This is a genomic window from Mycobacterium sp. (assembly GCF_036490025.1).
Lineage (GTDB): Bacteria > Actinomycetota > Actinomycetes > Mycobacteriales > Mycobacteriaceae > Mycobacterium.
In genome coordinates, this window is the sequence record NZ_DASXEP010000036.1 from 1 (window position 1) to 14,745 (window position 14,745).

A 14,745-nucleotide genomic window follows, 5' to 3' on the forward strand; every position below is an offset into this window, starting at 1 on the left:
TCGGCGCCGACGTGGGCGGCCGGATCGCCGGTGCAGTACCAGTGCAGGTCGGCGCCGCCGGCGCCCCAGCCGCGCCGGTCGTACTCGGTGACGGTGGTCTTGAGGATCTCCGTGCCGTCGGGTCGGGTCACCCACTCCTGACTGCGACGGATCGGCAGTTGCCAGCAGACGTCGGGTTTCATCGTCAGCGGTTGCACGCCGAGTTTGATCGCCTTGGTGTGCAGCGCGCAGCCCGGGCCGCCGGGAAAGTCCGGCCGGTTCAAGAAGATGCAGGCGCCCTTGTACTTGCGGGTGCGGAGCTGCTCTTCGCCCTCGTGCTCGTCGAGTTCGAGGTAACCCTTGCGGCCCAGGCCCTTTTCACGGAACTGCCAGTCGGCGTCGGTGAGCTTGGCCACAGCCTCGTCGACGCGGGACCGGTCGTCATCATCGGACAGAAACGCGCCGTGTGAGCAGCATCCGTCGTCTGGGCGATCTTCGACGGTGCCCTGGCAGGCCGGTGTGCCGAACACACAAGTCCAGCGGGAGAGCAGCCACGTCAGATCGGCGGCGATCAGGTGCTCGGGGTTGTCTGGGTCATAGAACTCCACCCACTCGCGGGCGAAGTCCAATTCGACTTCACCGGGATGGTCTGGATGCGCACTGGCCACAGTTTCGAAGGTAGTCCAATCCAACGCTGCGGCGCCTCAGCCGTAAGGTTGTGTTTCGTGCGGTTAGGTGTGCTCGACGTCGGCAGTAACACGGTCAACCTGCTCGTGGTGGATGCCCACCGCGGCGGCCATCCGACGCCGATGAGTTCGACCAAGGCCACCCTGCGGTTGGCCGAATCGATCGACAACTCCGGCAAGCTCACCCGCCGCGGCGCTGACAAGCTGATCGAGACGATCGAGGAGTTCGAAAAGATCGCCGACAGCTCGGGGTGTTCCGAACTGATGGCGTTCGCCACGTCGGCGGTGCGTGACGCCAAGAACTCCGACGACCTGCTGAGCCGGGTGCGCAAAGAGACCGGTGTGCAGCTGCAGGTGCTGCGGGGCGTCGACGAGTCGCGGCTGACCTTCCTGGCGGTCCGCCGCTGGTACGGGTGGAGCGCGGGGCGGATCATCAACCTCGACATCGGCGGCGGCTCGCTGGAGTTGTCCAACGGCGTCGACGAGGAACCCGAAATTGCAATGTCGCTTCCGCTGGGCGCCGGGCGGCTGACCCGCGAATGGCTCAAAGACGATCCGCCGGGCCGCCGCCGGGTCGGCATGCTGCGCGACTGGCTGGACGCAGAGCTGGCCGACGCCGCCGCGAAAATGCTTGACGGCGGCAGTCCTGACCTGGCGGTGGCAACGTCGAAGACGTTCCGTTCGCTGGCCCGGCTCACCGGGGCCGCGCCGTCGGCAGCGGGACCGCGGGTGAAGCGGACGCTGACCGCCAACGGCCTCAGACAACTCATATCTTTCATATCTAGGATGACGACCGCTGACCGTGCGGAACTGGAAGGGGTGAGCGCCGAGCGAGCGCCGCAGATCGTGGCGGGAGCTCTGGTCGCGGAGGCGAGTATGCGAGCGCTGTCGATAGAAACTGTGGACATCTGCCCGTGGGCGCTGCGGGAAGGCCTCATTTTGCGCAAACTCGATAGCGAAGCCGACGGAACCGCATTCGTCGAAACTTCCGTGCGCGATGCCGGTAGCCAGCGAGCCGAGCGGAATGGCGGCAAGAAATGAGCGGACCCAACGACACCACCCGACCCATCTCGGTCGCCGAGTTGCTGGCCAAGAACGGCACGATCGGTGCACCTGCTCCGGCCCGCCGCCGCCGTCGTCGCGGAAACTCCGACGCGGTCACCGTCGCCGAACTGACCGGCGAGATCCCCATCATCACCGACGACATGGAGCCCGAACCGGCCGAGCAACAGGGTTCGGCATCGCGTGTCCACCGGGCCCACTCGATTGCTCCGGTCGACGACGGGGTTGCCGAGACGCCCGCCGAGGACAACGGCGAAAGCTCGTCGTACTGGTCTGAACCCGAGCCGCGTTGGCCGGCATCCGCGCCGCCCCGCCCGCGTGAAGCAGTATCCGAGCAACGGGAGTCGCGGCTCCAGCGCAGCGCCTATCCGCGTCCGGTACGCAACAACGAGCGGGACGACCAGTCGGCGGACCGGTCCGGTGCCGAGGGCATGAAGCCCGATCCGATCGAGGATTACGCGGGCATGTCGGTGGACGTGATGGACACCGACGTGCGGGATGCCGAGCCGGTGGTCGAAGATTCCGCCTACGTGCGCTCATACCTGCAATCGTCGGCCGGCAAGGGTGACGTCGAACAACGCACGAACGCGGGCTACCCCGACATCGCCGACGTCGCCGAGGAGGACCACCCCGAAGACCGCGACGATCGCGGTGAGCCGCACACCTGGTCCCGGTCGGAGAGCATGCGGTTCGGCGGAATGGTTGTGCTGCAATCGTTTTTGGCTGTCGGCTTCGGCGCGGGGCTGTTCATCGCTTTTGACCAGCTGTGGCGGTGGAACAACATCGTCGCGCTGGTGCTCTCGGTGCTCGTCATCCTCGGTCTGGTGGTCGGCGTGCGGGTGGTTCGAAAAACCGAAGACATCGGCAGCACGCTGATCGCGGTGGCGGTGGGGGCGCTGGTCACACTGGGGCCCCTGGCGTTGTTGCAATCCGGCTAGGCCCCAGCAGAACCCACGTGCGCCCAGCCATCAAGGTCGGTCTGTCGACGGCCTCGGTCTATCCGATGAAGACCGAGGTCGCTTTCGAATACGCGGCCAACCTCGGCTACGACGGTGTCGAGCTCATGGTGTGGGGCGAATCGGTCAGCCAGGACATCGGCGCGGTGGCCAAACTCTCCCGGCGCTACCGGATGCCGGTGCTCTCGGTGCATGCGCCGTGTCTGCTGATCTCGCAACGGGTATGGGGCGCCAACCCGATTGCGAAGCTGGATCGCAGTGTGCGGGCCGCCGATAAGCTCGGCGCCCCAACCGTCGTCGTGCATCCGCCGTTTCGCTGGCAGCGCCGCTACGTCGAAGGCTTCAGCGAGCAGGTCGCCGACCTCGAGGCGTCCAGCGACGTGCTGGTGGCTGTGGAGAACATGTTCCCGTTCCGCGCCGACCGGTTGTTCGGGGCCGGTCAGCGGGTGGAGCGGATGCGCAGACGCGGCGGTGGACCCGGGGCGGGCATCTCGGCGTTCGCGCCGTCCTACGACCCGCTGGACGGCAACCACGCGCATTACACGCTGGACCTCTCACACACCGCGACGGCGGGCACCGACGCGCTGGACATGGCGCAGCGGATGGGTTCGGGCCTGGTGCACCTGCACTTGTGCGACGGCACCGGCCTGCCTGCCGACGAGCACCTGGCGCCGGGCCGCGGCACCCAACCGACGGTCGAGGTCTGCGAGATGTTGGCCGCCGGCGATTTCGCCGGCCACGTCGTGCTGGAGGTGTCGACGTCATCAGCTCGGTCGGCTCACGAGCGCGAGGCCATGTTGGCCGAGTCGTTGCAATTCGCCCGCACGCACCTGCTGCGTTGAAGCCCAAAGGAAATCCGACAACTTGACCGCGTTATTCACCACCGCCATGGAGCTCCGCGAGATCGACGCCGACGGCGTTTACCACGTCTACGAGGGCGAGCTGAACAAGCACTGGACGATCGGGCCCAAGGTGCACGGCGGGGCCATGGTTGCGTTGTGCGCCAACGCCGCTCGCACCGCCCACGGCGGACCGGTTGAGCCGGTTGCGGTTTCGGCCAGTTTCCTGAGGGCACCCGACCCGGGCCCGATGCGGCTGCTGACGTCGATGCGCAAGCGTGGACGCCGGATCAGCGTGGTCGACGTCGAGCTCAGCCAGGGTGATCGCACCGCCGTGCACGCGGTCGTCACGCTCGGCGAGCCCGAGCATCTGGTGCCGCCGTTGCTGTCGGCCAACCCCGCGGTGGGCCTGATGGATCCCGAACCGCCCGACGATGTGGTGCCGATCGGCCCGGGCCACCGGCTGGCCGGGCTGGTGAATCTGGCCGAGGGTTGCGACGTGCGGCCGCTGATCTCGACGCTGGAGCCCACCGACGGCCGGCCGCCGGTGATCCAGAACTGGGTGCGGCCGCGCGATGTGGCGCCCGACGTGCTGTTCGCGCTGATGTGCGGCGACGTGTCGGCGCCGGTGAGTTTCGCCGTCAACCGCACCGGCTGGGCGCCGACCGTCCAGCTCACCGCGTACTTACGGGGTCTGCCCGCCGATGGCTGGCTGCGGGTGGTCTGCACCTGCGTGCAGATCGGCCAGGACTGGTTCGACGAGGACCACACCGTCGTCGACTCCGCAGGCCGGATCGTGGTGCAAAGCCGTCAGCTGGCGATGGTTCCGGCACCCTAGGTTGTCGGCGTGCGACCCGCTGCACGCGGCCACGCCGCGCTTGCGATCGCCCTGTCCACAAAACCCTTAGACGTCTGCCATGCTGGTCGACATGGCCAGAATCGCTCTCGTCGGCGGTGGAAGCATGGGCGAAGCCCTGCTGTCGGGCTTGCTACGGGCAGGACGGCAGATCAAGGACCTGGTGGTGGCCGAGCGGATGCCCGACCGCGCCCGCTACCTCGCCGACACCTACGGGGTGCTGGTGACGTCGCTGCCCGATGCGGTGGAAAATGCGACGTTCGTCATCATCGCGGTGAAACCCTCCGACGTCGGCTCGGTGATCGCCGAGATCGGCAAGGTCGCCGCCGAAGCCGACCACGACAGCCCGGACCAGGTGTTCATCACCGTCGCAGCCGGGGTCACGACGGCCTATCTGGAATGCAAGCTGCTGGCCGGGACACCGGTGGTCCGGGTGATGCCGAACGCGCCGGCGTTGGTCGGCGCCGGGGTCAGCGCCATGGCTGCGGGCCGTTTTGCGACCCCTGAGCAGCTCAAGGAGGTCGCAGCGCTGTTCGACTCGGTAGGTGTGGTGCTGACGGTCCCCGAGGAGCACCTGGACGCCGTGACGGCGGTTTCGGGTTCGGGTCCCGCGTACTTCTTCTTGATGGTCGAGGCGTTGGTGGACGCCGGCGTCGCGGCGGGGCTGAGTCGCTCGGTGTGCACGGAGTTGGTTGTGCAGACGATGGCCGGCTCGGCGGCACTGTTGCTGGACCGGATGGAGCACGACCGCGGAACGGGTAACGACGCCAGCCGTGACCTGTCGCTGGACACCACCGCGGCGCGGCTGCGCGCGATCGTTACCTCGCCCGGCGGCACCACGGCGGCTGCGCTGCGGGAATTGGAAAAGCGAGGTTTGCGGGCGGCCGTCGACGAGGCTGTCAGGGCGGCAAAAACACGCTCTGAGCAGCTAAGAATTACAACTGAGTAATTTATAGAATTTTATTTATTTGCCACCACCCGTCGCAATAACCACACTAGTCCCGCTATTCTCCTTGTTGGTAGCACCTGTGGGTGCCAGCGGAGGGGAAGCCGCTGGGACTGCAGGAGCCTGACTGATTGGGTTGCGATGACGTCTATGAACGGGCCATCGGCACGGGATTCGGCTGGCGGTAAGTCGGGACGAGACACAGGTTCCGCCGATGGCCAGCAGCCCCGGACGCAATTCCTGACTGTGGCAGAAGTGGCAGCACTGATGCGGGTCAGCAAGATGACGGTGTACCGACTGGTCCACAACGGTGAATTGCCTGCGGTTCGCGTCGGACGGTCTTTCCGCGTGCACGCCAAGGCCGTGCACGACATGCTGGAGAGCTCCTACTTCGACGCTGGCTAGCGCGTCAGCGGCGGCCGTCACGCTGGTCTGACAATCGAACGCGAACGTCAGGCTGACGTGACACTCGCCGATATTCCGCGCTGCCGGAGTTGAGTGCCGGCACCGGCTTTGGTGTTCGACGTGCTCACCCGGGTAGAGTGTCGGGGTTATTGCATATGCCCGGCCATGGCGGACTCGGGCCGCCACACCGCGCGACGACGATGCGGGACGCGCAGCGTCCCGAGGAGGAGTCGGGCAATCCAGCACAGATAGCGGAGTTAATGGGTTCAGTAATCAAGAAGCGGCGTAAGCGGATGTCGAAGAAGAAGCACCGCAAGCTGCTTCGCCGCACGCGGGTGCAGCGCAGAAAACTCGGTAAGTAACTTCCGTTGGCGGCTGCCTTCGTTCGCAGCCGATACCGCGGTAACTCGAGTCGTTAGGCTAATCAGGTGGAGTCGTCGGGGGATCAGTCAGGTACCGGAGCGGGCCCTCGCACACGTGGCACCGACAGCGATGCCGTGCACTATCCAAAGGTCGTGCTGGTCACCGGTGCATGCCGGTTTCTGGGCGGGTATCTGACGGCCCGACTGGCGCAGAACCCGATGATCAACCGGGTCATCGCCGTCGACGCGGTCGCGCCCAGCAAAGACATGCTGCGCCGAATGGGCCGCGCAGAATTCGTCCGCGCCGACATCCGCAACCCCTTTGTCGCCAAGGTGATTCGAAATGGCGACGTAGACACGGTGGTTCACGCGGCGGCGGCGTCGTTTGCCCCCCGGTCCGGCGGCGGGGCGGCGTTGAAGGAGATCAACGTGCTGGGCGCCATGCAGCTGTTCGCGGCCTGCCAGAAGGCACCGTCAGTGCGCCAAGTGGTGCTGAAGTCGACCTCGGAGGTCTACGGGTCCAGCCCCCGTGACCCGGTGATGTTCACCGAAGACAGCAGCAGCCGTCGTCCATTCCGAGAAGGCTTTCCGAAGGACAGCCTGGACATCGAGGGTTACACGCGCGGGCTGGGCCGGCGTCGACCCGACATTGCGGTGACCATCCTGCGGCTGGCCAACATGATCGGTCCGGCGATGGATACCACGCTGTCGAGGTACCTGGCCGGGCCGTTGGTGCCTACCGTCCTGGGCCGTGACGCGCGGCTGCAACTGCTGCACGAGCAGGATGCGCTGGGTGCCCTGGAGCGCGCCGTCATGGCCGGTAAGCCCGGCACCTTCAACATCGGCGCCAGCGGGGTGATCATGCTGTCGCAAGCCATCCGACGTGCCGGCCGCGTGGCACTGCCGGTGCCCGGATTTGGTCTGTGGGCGCTGGATTCGCTGCGCCGCGCCAACGGCTACCTCGAGATCAACCGCGAGCAACTCGACTACTTGAGCTACGGCCGCGTGATGGACACCACGCGCATGGAACAAGAGCTCGGATACCACCCGAAGTGGTCAACTGCGGAGGCTTTCGACGATTATGTCCGCGGCCGAGCTTTGACTCCCATTATCGATCCTGAATGGGTACGCTCCATTGAAGGTCGGGCCGTAGCAGCAGCGCAGCGCTTTGGTGGCCGAGCCAAAATCAACTCCGGGTGGGAGGTGAACTAATGGCGGGCGATTCTAAGGCGAAAGTCATTCCGCTGCACGGGAATTCAGGCCGTGCAGCGGCGCAGCGGCGTGCCGGGCAACGCACGCAGACCGCTCGCCGACATCCTTCGCTGCTCTCCGAACCCACCACCCGGGCGTCCGCCGATGAGATCGCCGCCGTCGTACGCGAAATTGATCAGCATCGTCGCAGCGCGGGCAGTCGATCCGACGCCGAGCAACCCAACAATGAGCTCGCGCAGAAGGTCAGTGGCGTCGCGGAATTCCTGCGGCACCGGCTCACCGGCGAGTACCGCGTCGACGAGTTCGGGTTCGATCCGCACTTCAACGACGCGATCGTGCGGCCGTTGCTGAGGTTCTTCTTCAAGTCGTGGTTCCGGGTCGAGGTCAGCGGCATCGAGCATCTACCCGATACCGGCCCGGGTCTGGTGGTGGCCAACCACGCCGGCGTACTGCCGTTCGACGGGCTGATGGCCTCGGTGGCGGTGCACGACGAGCATCCCGCGCACCGCGATCTGCGATTGCTGGCCGCCGACATGGTGTTCGACTTGCCGATGGTGGGCGCAGCGGCCCGCAAGGCCGGGCACACCATGGCGTGCACCGCCGATGCGCACCGATTACTGGCCGCCGGCGAGCTGACCGCGGTGTTCCCCGAGGGCTACAAGGGTCTGGGCAAGCGCTTCAAGGACCGCTACAAGTTACAGCGGTTCGGCCGCGGCGGCTTCGTGGCGGCGGCGTTGCACACCAAGGCGCCGATCATCCCGTGCTCGATCGTCGGCTCGGAGGAGATTTACCCGATGCTGACCGACGTTCGGCTGCTGGCACGGTTGTTCGGGCTGCCGTACTTCCCGATCACTCCGCTGTTCCCGCTGACCGGCCCCGCCGGGCTGGTGCCGTTGCCGTCGAAGTGGCACATTGCCTTCGGCGAGCCGATCCCCACCGAGCAATACGACGGCGCCGACGCGGAAGATCCGATGGTCACTTTCGAGCTGACCGACCAGGTGCGCGAGACCATCCAGCAGACGCTGTATCAGCTGCTGGCGGGCCGCCGCAACATGTTCTTCGGCTGAGCTCTTAGGCGGCCGCCTTGACCAGGGTGAACTGGCAGACGTCGCAGCTGCCCTCGTGGAACAAGTTGGCGCACCCCTTCAGATACTTCATGTAGCGCTCGTAGACCTCTTCGGATTGGATCGCGATCGCCTCGTCCTTGCGGTTCTCCAAGGCCTCCGCCCAGGAATCCAGGGTCCGCGCGTAGTGCAGCCGCAGCGGCTGGATGCGCTCGACCTCGAAGCCGGCCTTGGTCGCGTGATCCTCGACGATGGCCACCGTCGGTAGCCGACCGCCGGGGAAGATCTCGTTCATCATGAACTTGGCGAACCGCGCCCTGGCCATGGTGATCTTGATGTCACGCTCTTCGAATTCCTCGGCGCTGGGAATCACGATGGTGTGCAACATCATCGTGCCGCCGGCCGGCAGCGCGTCCCAGGCCATCTTGAAGAAGTCGTCGTAGCGGTCGAAGCCGAAGTGCTCGAAGGCGCCGATCGACACGATCCGGTCGACCGGCTCGTGGAACTGCTCCCAGCCCTCCAGCAGCACCCGGCGCGAGCGCGGGGTGTCCAGCTCGTCGAACGACTTCTGCACGTGGGTGGCCTGGTTCTTGCTCAGCGTCAGGCCGATTACGTTTACGTCGTACTTCTCGATCGCGCGGCGCATCGTGGCCCCCCAGCCACAGCCCACGTCGAGCAATGTCATGCCGGGCTGCAGGCCCAGCTTGCCCAGCGACAGGTCGACCTTGGCCAGCTGCGCCTCTTCCAGCGTCATGTCGTCGCGCTCGAAGTAGGCGCAGCTGTAGGTCTGACTCGGATCGAGAAACAGCCGGTAGAAGTCGTCGGACAGGTCGTAATGCGACTGGACGTCATCGAAGTGCGGCGTGAGATCGGCGCTGCTCATTGGTGTGGGTCTTCCCCCTAGAAGGCTCCGGCTGAGGTTAGGCCCCGGCTCGGATGGATGCAATTGCCGCGATGGTCGCCTCCGCGTTTGCGTCGGGGCTGGTCGATTCGCCGAGCATGGTGACGATGCTGGTGATGATGGGGTTTCCGTCGGCGTCTGTGACTTCGCTGCGGATTTCGGCGATCACCGTGCTGTGCGACTCGATGACCGAGTCCAGGTAGGTGTCGAAATACAACCGGTCGCCGGTCTTGATCGGCCGGTGGTACAGAAACTTCTGGTCGCGGTGTAACACTCGGGCCAGGTTGATCGGGATGTCGAACTTGGTGAAGACGTCCATTTGTACGCGACGGCCGGCGACCGCAAGGAACGTCAGCGGCGCCACCGTGCTGTCGTAGCCGGCCTCGGCGGCGGCTTCCTCCGAGTGGTGCGACGGATGTGCGTCTTTGAGGGAGAGCGCGAACTCGCGGACCTTTTCGCGTCCGACCTCGAAGTAGTCCGGGAACCGGTAGTGCGTCCCGACGAGTCCTTGGGCCCCTGCGGGCAATGACATGCGCTGCTCTCCACTCGTATGTGTGCTCAGCCGCGCAGCTTATCAGCGAGATTGCCGCCGAGACGCCACCGCAGCCAGTGCGCCGCCCGCCGCGCCCAGTGCCAGGGCCGACGGTACGCCGATGCGGGCGGCCTTGCGCGCGGTGCGGAAATCGCGGATCTCCCAGCCGCTCTTGCGGGCATAGTCGCGCAGCGCGGAATCAGGGTTGATCGCCACGGCCGTTCCGACCAGGGAGAGCAGTGGCACGTCGTGGTAACTGTCGGAATAGGCAGTGCAGCGCTTCAGGTTGAGGCCCTCACGGATGGCCAGCGAGCGCACCGCGTGGGCTTTGCCGGTGCCATGCAGGATGTCGCCGACCAGCCGACCGGTGAATATCCCGTCGACCGATTCCGCGACGGTGCCCAGCGCGCCGGTCAGTCCGAGGCGGCGGGCGATGGTGATCGCGAGCTCATAGGGCGTGGCGGTGACCAGCCAGACCTGCTGACCGGCGTCGAGATGCATCTGCGCCAGGTCGCGGCTGCCCTGCCAGATCTTCTCGGCGATGATCTCGTCGTAGACCTCTTCGCCTAATCTCATCAGCTCGTCGGTGGACCGGCCTTCGATGAACGCCAGCGCTTTGCGCCGGCCCTCGGCGACGTCGTTGCTGTTCTCCTTGCCGAGAACCTGAAACTTGGCCTGCGCGTAAACGAATCCGAGCACGTCGCGATAGGTGAAATACTTTCGCGCGGCCAGACCGCGGCCGAAATGTATCAGCGACGAACCCTGCACCAAGGTGTTGTCGACGTCGAAGAACGCCGCTGCCGTCAGATCGACGGGCGGCTGCTCGGGGCTGGGGGCCTCGTCGGTCTGGACGTCTTCGAGTGCCCGTTCCGCGCTGGCGTTGGCCGCCAACGTCTGAAATTGCTGCTCAGCCGGGTCGAGTGCCGCGTTGGGGCCGGGGTCGACAGCATCCGGGCCGTCCGGGGAGATCACGGTTCAACACTATCCGTCCGTGAGGTGCTGGGGCGGTCGGCGGCGGCGATGTTGAGGGGGCGGGCTTGGCAGACGGTCTACCTGTCTTGCCAGCCCTTGTACTCGGTACCGGAGGTGTCGTTCCAAAACTTCGGCGAGACGTATGTCGCGCGATGTTCTGTCGGTCGCGTGATGACGGCTACTTTGGGTGTTGAGAATGTCTTTCCAATGACGTCTTTGCTCATACCGGGGTGCCTCGGTTGCTGCCGGGCTTTTGAATCAGCAAATCGTCCTGTTCGCGGCGACGGCAGGATTCTACAAATTGGATGGCTGCATTTCGATCAGATAAGAATTCATGATATTGATCCGACGTGATCTCGTAATATTCTTCATAGTCTACGACGCCGTTGCTGACGGGTATTGACGCGTATTTACGGCCAGATGTGGATTCGACACCGAGAGAATATCTGTCGTCCCTCGAGAAATACGTATCGTCAAACTTCATCGCAGATCCTTTTTACTCGGAGACATCGGTGACACTGTAGTCCGGCCTCGGGACGTTTCCCGCGTCGATGACGGCCTCGGATGCACCGTCTGGCAACTTGCCGCCTGGAATCCATTGATCATTGGCGCCCAGTTCGTTGCCCGATGGCATACGCAGATCGAATTCGTGTGGATGGCCGATATCGATCCTGACTATCTTGTTCGAGTCAAGAAATCCTTCAATCAAACCCAATGCTTTCTCCATGGCGCGCGGATCACCGCGAATTGCTTCGATCAAAGCATCAGCTTCGCTCTTCGGCATGATAAAGGAAGTACCATCTCTTTGCGCGATCCCGTACTTGTCAAGGTTGCTTTCTGGCATGAAGCGGGTCGCGCCCTCATGAAACTTATCGAGGTGTTGCTCGATGTATTCCGGGGACAGGTAGTCGTACGGGTCGGGGCGACTGCCTTTAGGCAAGGCCAGAATTTCGTCGCGCTTGTCCTCAGTCAAGCCATGCAAAGCTGTGTCGTCTCCGCTACCGCCGTGGCCGTCACTGCTTCCATGTCCGTGGCTGCTGCTTGGTGAAGGGGGAGGATGCGCTGGCGGAGTGCCGGCAAATCCAGGAGACATAACAGCGGATGTGGTGGGAGCCGCTGGACGCGGTCCGATTGACCTCTCCGTCAGTGCGGGTGCCGACGTGCCGTGACGATCCGGCTCGTGACTGGGTGGCGCCGATTCGACGACTGGCTTCGGAGCTGTATCCGCTGGCGGCTTCTGACCAGTCGGACTCTTTGACTCGGTGAGTCCGTATGGCGGCAACGCGTTTTTGGGCTTTGGTGCGGCCTCGGGCTGTCCGCCACGTGTCGGTTCATTCTGTGGAGGGGGTTTGTCATGAGGCGCCGGGTTGGGCACTCGACCCGGCGTGGGTAGGTGAACGCTTTTGGGCGCCTCGGCAGCGTCCGCCGCGAGGCTGCCGAGTTTGGACACTTTCGATAAGGCACCGCCCGGGAGGAGCAACGTCGCGAGGTCGAAAGTGGATTCGCCGGCCGCCTTGAACGGGTTGGTGGCCCACTCGTCCCAATGGACAGTGTCCTTGCCGAGTTCCTTCCACGAATCTTCAAACTTCTGCTCGCCCTCCAGTCCGGTCAACGATTTCACTTTCTCGACCGTGTCAGAGACGGAGTGCCAGAAGCCATCCGGGTCGATGACGGCTCGCAGCACCTGGACAGGCCAAAGGCCTTCGACGAGGTCGGCGGCTTCGGTGAAGGCGCCCTCGCAGATCTGGCCGACGTGATCGAGGGCGCGGCCGATATCGCTGGCATGCAAGAAGTGGTCCCACTCCTTCTCGGCGTAGCGGGCCATCGTGGAAACGACTGTGGTCGCCTCGGCGAATGCCGCGACGATATCTTGGCGCAGTGCATCGACTTCAGCGGTGAACTGGTTGATGATGATCCGAATGTCGTTGGCAATCTTGCTGATTTCGTCTTCGTCCTCGTCGGTGAGGAATTCCCAGACTTCCTTGATCCCGGTCAGGGGATTGCAGATGCGTGACAACAAATCCATGATCGCCGCATGGACCGTATCGATTTTGGTCGCATATGACGTGAGTTGAGTCGCGACGGTGACGCTCTGATGCAAGATTGCGGCCGCACAGCGGTTGGTTTCGGTGAACGCGGCACCGATTGCCGGGCCTTCCGGGATCTGTTGAGCCCCAATGCCACTCATCGGCCCCACAGCGCCAGTTATTTCGCTGACCTCAAAGTTCGTTCCGGCGTTGATCCAAGCCGCCGCTGCTGAGCGCAGCTTGGCGGAATCTCCGGTTGGCCAAATCATCCCGATGTATTTGGACACCCAACCCCATCCTGCCGGGGCGCCGATGCCGTGGCCGACGGCCGATGGCGTCGAGCCCGCTGAAATGAGACCGGTTAGATGCGGGCCTGGAAGGGGTTGACCGTGTCCGGAGATATTCGACATCGCCTCGGCCACTGAGTAGTTGTGTGCCGACATCCGAACGCCATCACCCAGCCGGCACAACCCATTTCGGGTGGTCGCCAGCGCCTCGAGCAGTTTGGATGCGGAAGTGTTGTAGCTGCGGCCGAAAGCCGCGCCGGCCGGATCGTCACCAGCCATCCCGTGGCATCCCGCAAGCGCTGTGGTCAATGTCGAAACGGTTGACCCTAAGCCCTCGCCAATTGAGAGCACTGCGGCGCCGGCGCCGTCAAGCATCTCAGGGTCGACGACGAGCGGTGGCATCAGTTCAAGACCACATGGCAGTATTCGTTGCCATGGCGTGGGCGTAGTTGTGGTGCGCCACAGCACCAGCAGTTTTCAGCTGGTGCAATGCCTCGCGCATCGTCGCTTCGCCGTGCGACCAGTGGCGGTGCGCCTCGCCGTGCGCCGTTGCCGCCTGACCCGACCATGAACAGTGCAAATGCGTTACCAGCGAGTCAATTTCAGCGATCATACTCTCGGCGTGCTGCACAAAATCACCCATGCGCTGCATCGCGTCTGCCAGCGCTTGCGGATCGACACTGAACGCGTCAGCCACGGTAAACGCCGTCCATTATCTGCGCTGACGCTTGCTCACGAGTGTGGAATTCGACACCGACGACTCCGACTGCCTTCGCCAAGATGGACAGCCCCAGCTGGACCTCTGCGGTCCCGCGATGCCATAGGTCCCAGGCCTGGCCGTAGGCGTCACCCGACCCACCGTGCCAACCGGCTAGCAGTTCGCGGACTTGGCCATCAAGCTCGACCTGTCTGGTGTGTAGATCCTTCGCCGCACTCGACAATGCTTGTGACGCAACGTGCATGACTTCGGGTTGAACCCGCATTACCTCGCGCTCGCCCATAGCGCTAAAGCTAGAGGGCTTGCGCATTCGGCACAATTCACCCTCGGCCCGAACATAACCCAGCTGAATAGCGAGGCTTCTGTCTGGGCCTAAGCCTTCGTATTACGAACGGTTGCGGTCGATTTCGTCTTCGTCGGCGCGCTTGTCATCAGGAGCCAGGAGGCGCCGGCTGGCAACAGGTTTTCCGGCAATGCGTTTCACGACTTCTGGCGCAGTTTGGGGCGCGGAGATGCGGCCCTGCACAGGAGCGCCGTTCTTCACCGAGGGTGGTACAACGCGCTTTGTGTCCGGCTTATCAGTGCTGCCGGCGCCGGCGCCACCCATGGCAGCCGGCGGCATCATCGGCATGCCGCCCATTTGCCCGCGCGCGCCTGCGGCCGGATCGGGTGCACTGGGCGGGGCCGGGGGCATCTGCGATGAGGCTGGAAACGTTCCGGCTGACGGAGTCGGCGGCGGCCCAAGGGTTCCGGCCGGCGTTGTGGCCTCCGCCAATCCTGCGCCGGCCCCCCCGACGGCACCGCCGGCGCCCAGCGCTGCGCCGCCCGCGCCGAGTGCGTCGCCGAGGGCATCTGCGGGAAGCTCACCGGCCATGCCGGCGCCTTGCCCTGCCTTGCCCATACTGCTGGCCAACTGCGTGCCGACCTGCATGCCTTGCTGC

General features: G+C 64.6%; 17 protein-coding genes and 1 pseudogene. 9 read left to right on the plus strand and 9 right to left on the minus strand.

What is annotated here, in order from left to right; genetic code table 11:
- A partial coding sequence (locus VGG53_RS04595; protein WP_414688881.1) for a hypothetical protein occupies window positions 1-671 on the minus strand: 671 nt, incomplete at its 3' end.
- Between the two features lie 33 nt (window positions 672-704).
- Here VGG53_RS04595 and VGG53_RS04600 point away from each other — a divergent pair.
- From VGG53_RS04600 to VGG53_RS04640, 9 genes are all read left to right on the plus strand, one after another.
- Complete coding sequence (locus tag VGG53_RS04600; RefSeq protein WP_331516813.1) at window positions 705-1,706, plus strand: Ppx/GppA phosphatase family protein; 1,002 nt, start codon at window positions 705-707, stop codon at window positions 1,704-1,706.
- The gene (locus tag VGG53_RS04605; RefSeq protein WP_331516814.1) at window positions 1,703-2,665 is read left to right on the plus strand and encodes a hypothetical protein; all 963 of its coding nucleotides are present in this window, start codon (window positions 1,703-1,705) and stop codon (window positions 2,663-2,665) included. The genes VGG53_RS04600 and VGG53_RS04605 overlap by 4 nt, the downstream gene beginning before the upstream one ends.
- Before the next feature lie 17 nt (window positions 2,666-2,682).
- Window positions 2,683-3,525, plus strand: a complete 843-nt coding sequence (locus VGG53_RS04610; RefSeq protein ID WP_331516815.1) for a sugar phosphate isomerase/epimerase — start codon at window positions 2,683-2,685, stop codon at window positions 3,523-3,525.
- Window positions 3,526-3,547: 22 nt separating this feature from the next.
- A complete protein-coding gene (locus VGG53_RS04615; RefSeq protein ID WP_331516816.1) occupies window positions 3,548-4,360 on the plus strand; it encodes a thioesterase family protein in 813 nt (270 codons plus the stop codon).
- Window positions 4,361-4,451: 91 nt separating this feature from the next.
- Complete coding sequence (gene proC, locus VGG53_RS04620; protein ID WP_331516817.1) at window positions 4,452-5,327, plus strand: pyrroline-5-carboxylate reductase; 876 nt, start codon at window positions 4,452-4,454, stop codon at window positions 5,325-5,327.
- Window positions 5,328-5,465: 138 nt separating this feature from the next.
- Complete coding sequence (locus VGG53_RS04625; RefSeq protein WP_331516818.1) at window positions 5,466-5,729, plus strand: helix-turn-helix domain-containing protein; 264 nt, start codon at window positions 5,466-5,468, stop codon at window positions 5,727-5,729.
- 260 nt (window positions 5,730-5,989) lie between these two features.
- A complete protein-coding gene (locus VGG53_RS04630; RefSeq protein ID WP_003402602.1) occupies window positions 5,990-6,091 on the plus strand; it encodes a 30S ribosomal protein bS22 in 102 nt (33 codons plus the stop codon).
- 66 nt (window positions 6,092-6,157) lie between these two features.
- Window positions 6,158-7,303 carry an SDR family oxidoreductase gene (locus VGG53_RS04635; RefSeq protein ID WP_414688882.1) on the plus strand — a complete coding sequence of 382 codons (1,146 nt, stop codon included), beginning with the start codon at window positions 6,158-6,160 and terminating at the stop codon, window positions 7,301-7,303.
- The gene (locus VGG53_RS04640; protein WP_331516820.1) at window positions 7,303-8,370 is read left to right on the plus strand and encodes a lysophospholipid acyltransferase family protein; all 1,068 of its coding nucleotides are present in this window, start codon (window positions 7,303-7,305) and stop codon (window positions 8,368-8,370) included. Before VGG53_RS04635 ends, VGG53_RS04640 begins: the two co-directional genes overlap by 1 nt.
- 4 nt (window positions 8,371-8,374) lie before the next feature.
- Here VGG53_RS04640 and VGG53_RS04645 read toward each other — a convergent pair whose 3' ends face one another.
- The 8 genes and pseudogenes from VGG53_RS04645 to VGG53_RS04680 all read right to left on the minus strand — a co-directional run.
- Window positions 8,375-9,250: a cyclopropane mycolic acid synthase family methyltransferase gene (locus tag VGG53_RS04645; protein WP_331516821.1), complete on the minus strand. Its 876-nt coding sequence runs from the start codon at window positions 9,248-9,250 to the stop codon at window positions 8,375-8,377.
- 37 nt (window positions 9,251-9,287) lie between these two features.
- Window positions 9,288-9,800: an FAS1-like dehydratase domain-containing protein gene (locus VGG53_RS04650; protein WP_331516822.1), complete on the minus strand. Its 513-nt coding sequence runs from the start codon at window positions 9,798-9,800 to the stop codon at window positions 9,288-9,290.
- A gap of 42 nt (window positions 9,801-9,842) precedes the next feature.
- Window positions 9,843-10,691 (minus strand): HAD-IB family hydrolase, encoded by an 849-nt coding sequence (locus tag VGG53_RS04655; protein WP_331516827.1) that lies wholly within the window; start codon window positions 10,689-10,691, stop codon window positions 9,843-9,845.
- Window positions 10,692-10,992: 301 nt separating this feature from the next.
- Window positions 10,993-11,256 carry a hypothetical protein gene (locus VGG53_RS04660; RefSeq protein WP_331516823.1) on the minus strand — a complete coding sequence of 88 codons (264 nt, stop codon included), beginning with the start codon at window positions 11,254-11,256 and terminating at the stop codon, window positions 10,993-10,995.
- Window positions 11,257-11,268: 12 nt separating this feature from the next.
- Window positions 11,269-13,488: a hypothetical protein gene (locus tag VGG53_RS04665; protein WP_331516824.1), complete on the minus strand. Its 2,220-nt coding sequence runs from the start codon at window positions 13,486-13,488 to the stop codon at window positions 11,269-11,271.
- A gap of 4 nt (window positions 13,489-13,492) precedes the next feature.
- Window positions 13,493-13,783 carry a WXG100 family type VII secretion target gene (locus VGG53_RS04670; RefSeq protein WP_331516825.1) on the minus strand — a complete coding sequence of 97 codons (291 nt, stop codon included), beginning with the start codon at window positions 13,781-13,783 and terminating at the stop codon, window positions 13,493-13,495.
- The gene (locus VGG53_RS04675; RefSeq protein WP_331516826.1) at window positions 13,776-14,087 is read right to left on the minus strand and encodes a WXG100 family type VII secretion target; all 312 of its coding nucleotides are present in this window, start codon (window positions 14,085-14,087) and stop codon (window positions 13,776-13,778) included. Before VGG53_RS04675 ends, VGG53_RS04670 begins: the two co-directional genes overlap by 8 nt.
- Before the next feature lie 102 nt (window positions 14,088-14,189).
- Window positions 14,190-14,745 (minus strand): annotated as a pseudogene (locus VGG53_RS04680) (hypothetical protein); the annotation flags it as partial.

Coding starts and splice junctions, on each gene's coding strand:
- VGG53_RS04605 (WP_331516814.1), top strand. CDS start 1,703: ATGAGCGGACCCAACGACACCACCCGACCCATCTCGGTCGCCGAGTTG.
- proC (WP_331516817.1), top strand. CDS start 4,452: ATGGCCAGAATCGCTCTCGTCGGCGGTGGAAGCATGGGCGAAGCCCTG.
- VGG53_RS04625 (WP_331516818.1), top strand. CDS start 5,466: ATGACGTCTATGAACGGGCCATCGGCACGGGATTCGGCTGGCGGTAAG.
- VGG53_RS04630 (WP_003402602.1), top strand. CDS start 5,990: ATGGGTTCAGTAATCAAGAAGCGGCGTAAGCGGATGTCGAAGAAGAAG.
- VGG53_RS04640 (WP_331516820.1), top strand. CDS start 7,303: ATGGCGGGCGATTCTAAGGCGAAAGTCATTCCGCTGCACGGGAATTCA.
- VGG53_RS04645 (WP_331516821.1), bottom strand. CDS start 9,250: ATGAGCAGCGCCGATCTCACGCCGCACTTCGATGACGTCCAGTCGCAT.
- VGG53_RS04650 (WP_331516822.1), bottom strand. CDS start 9,800: ATGTCATTGCCCGCAGGGGCCCAAGGACTCGTCGGGACGCACTACCGG.
- VGG53_RS04660 (WP_331516823.1), bottom strand. CDS start 11,256: ATGAAGTTTGACGATACGTATTTCTCGAGGGACGACAGATATTCTCTC.
- VGG53_RS04665 (WP_331516824.1), bottom strand. CDS start 13,488: ATGCCACCGCTCGTCGTCGACCCTGAGATGCTTGACGGCGCCGGCGCC.
- VGG53_RS04675 (WP_331516826.1), bottom strand. CDS start 14,087: ATGGGCGAGCGCGAGGTAATGCGGGTTCAACCCGAAGTCATGCACGTT.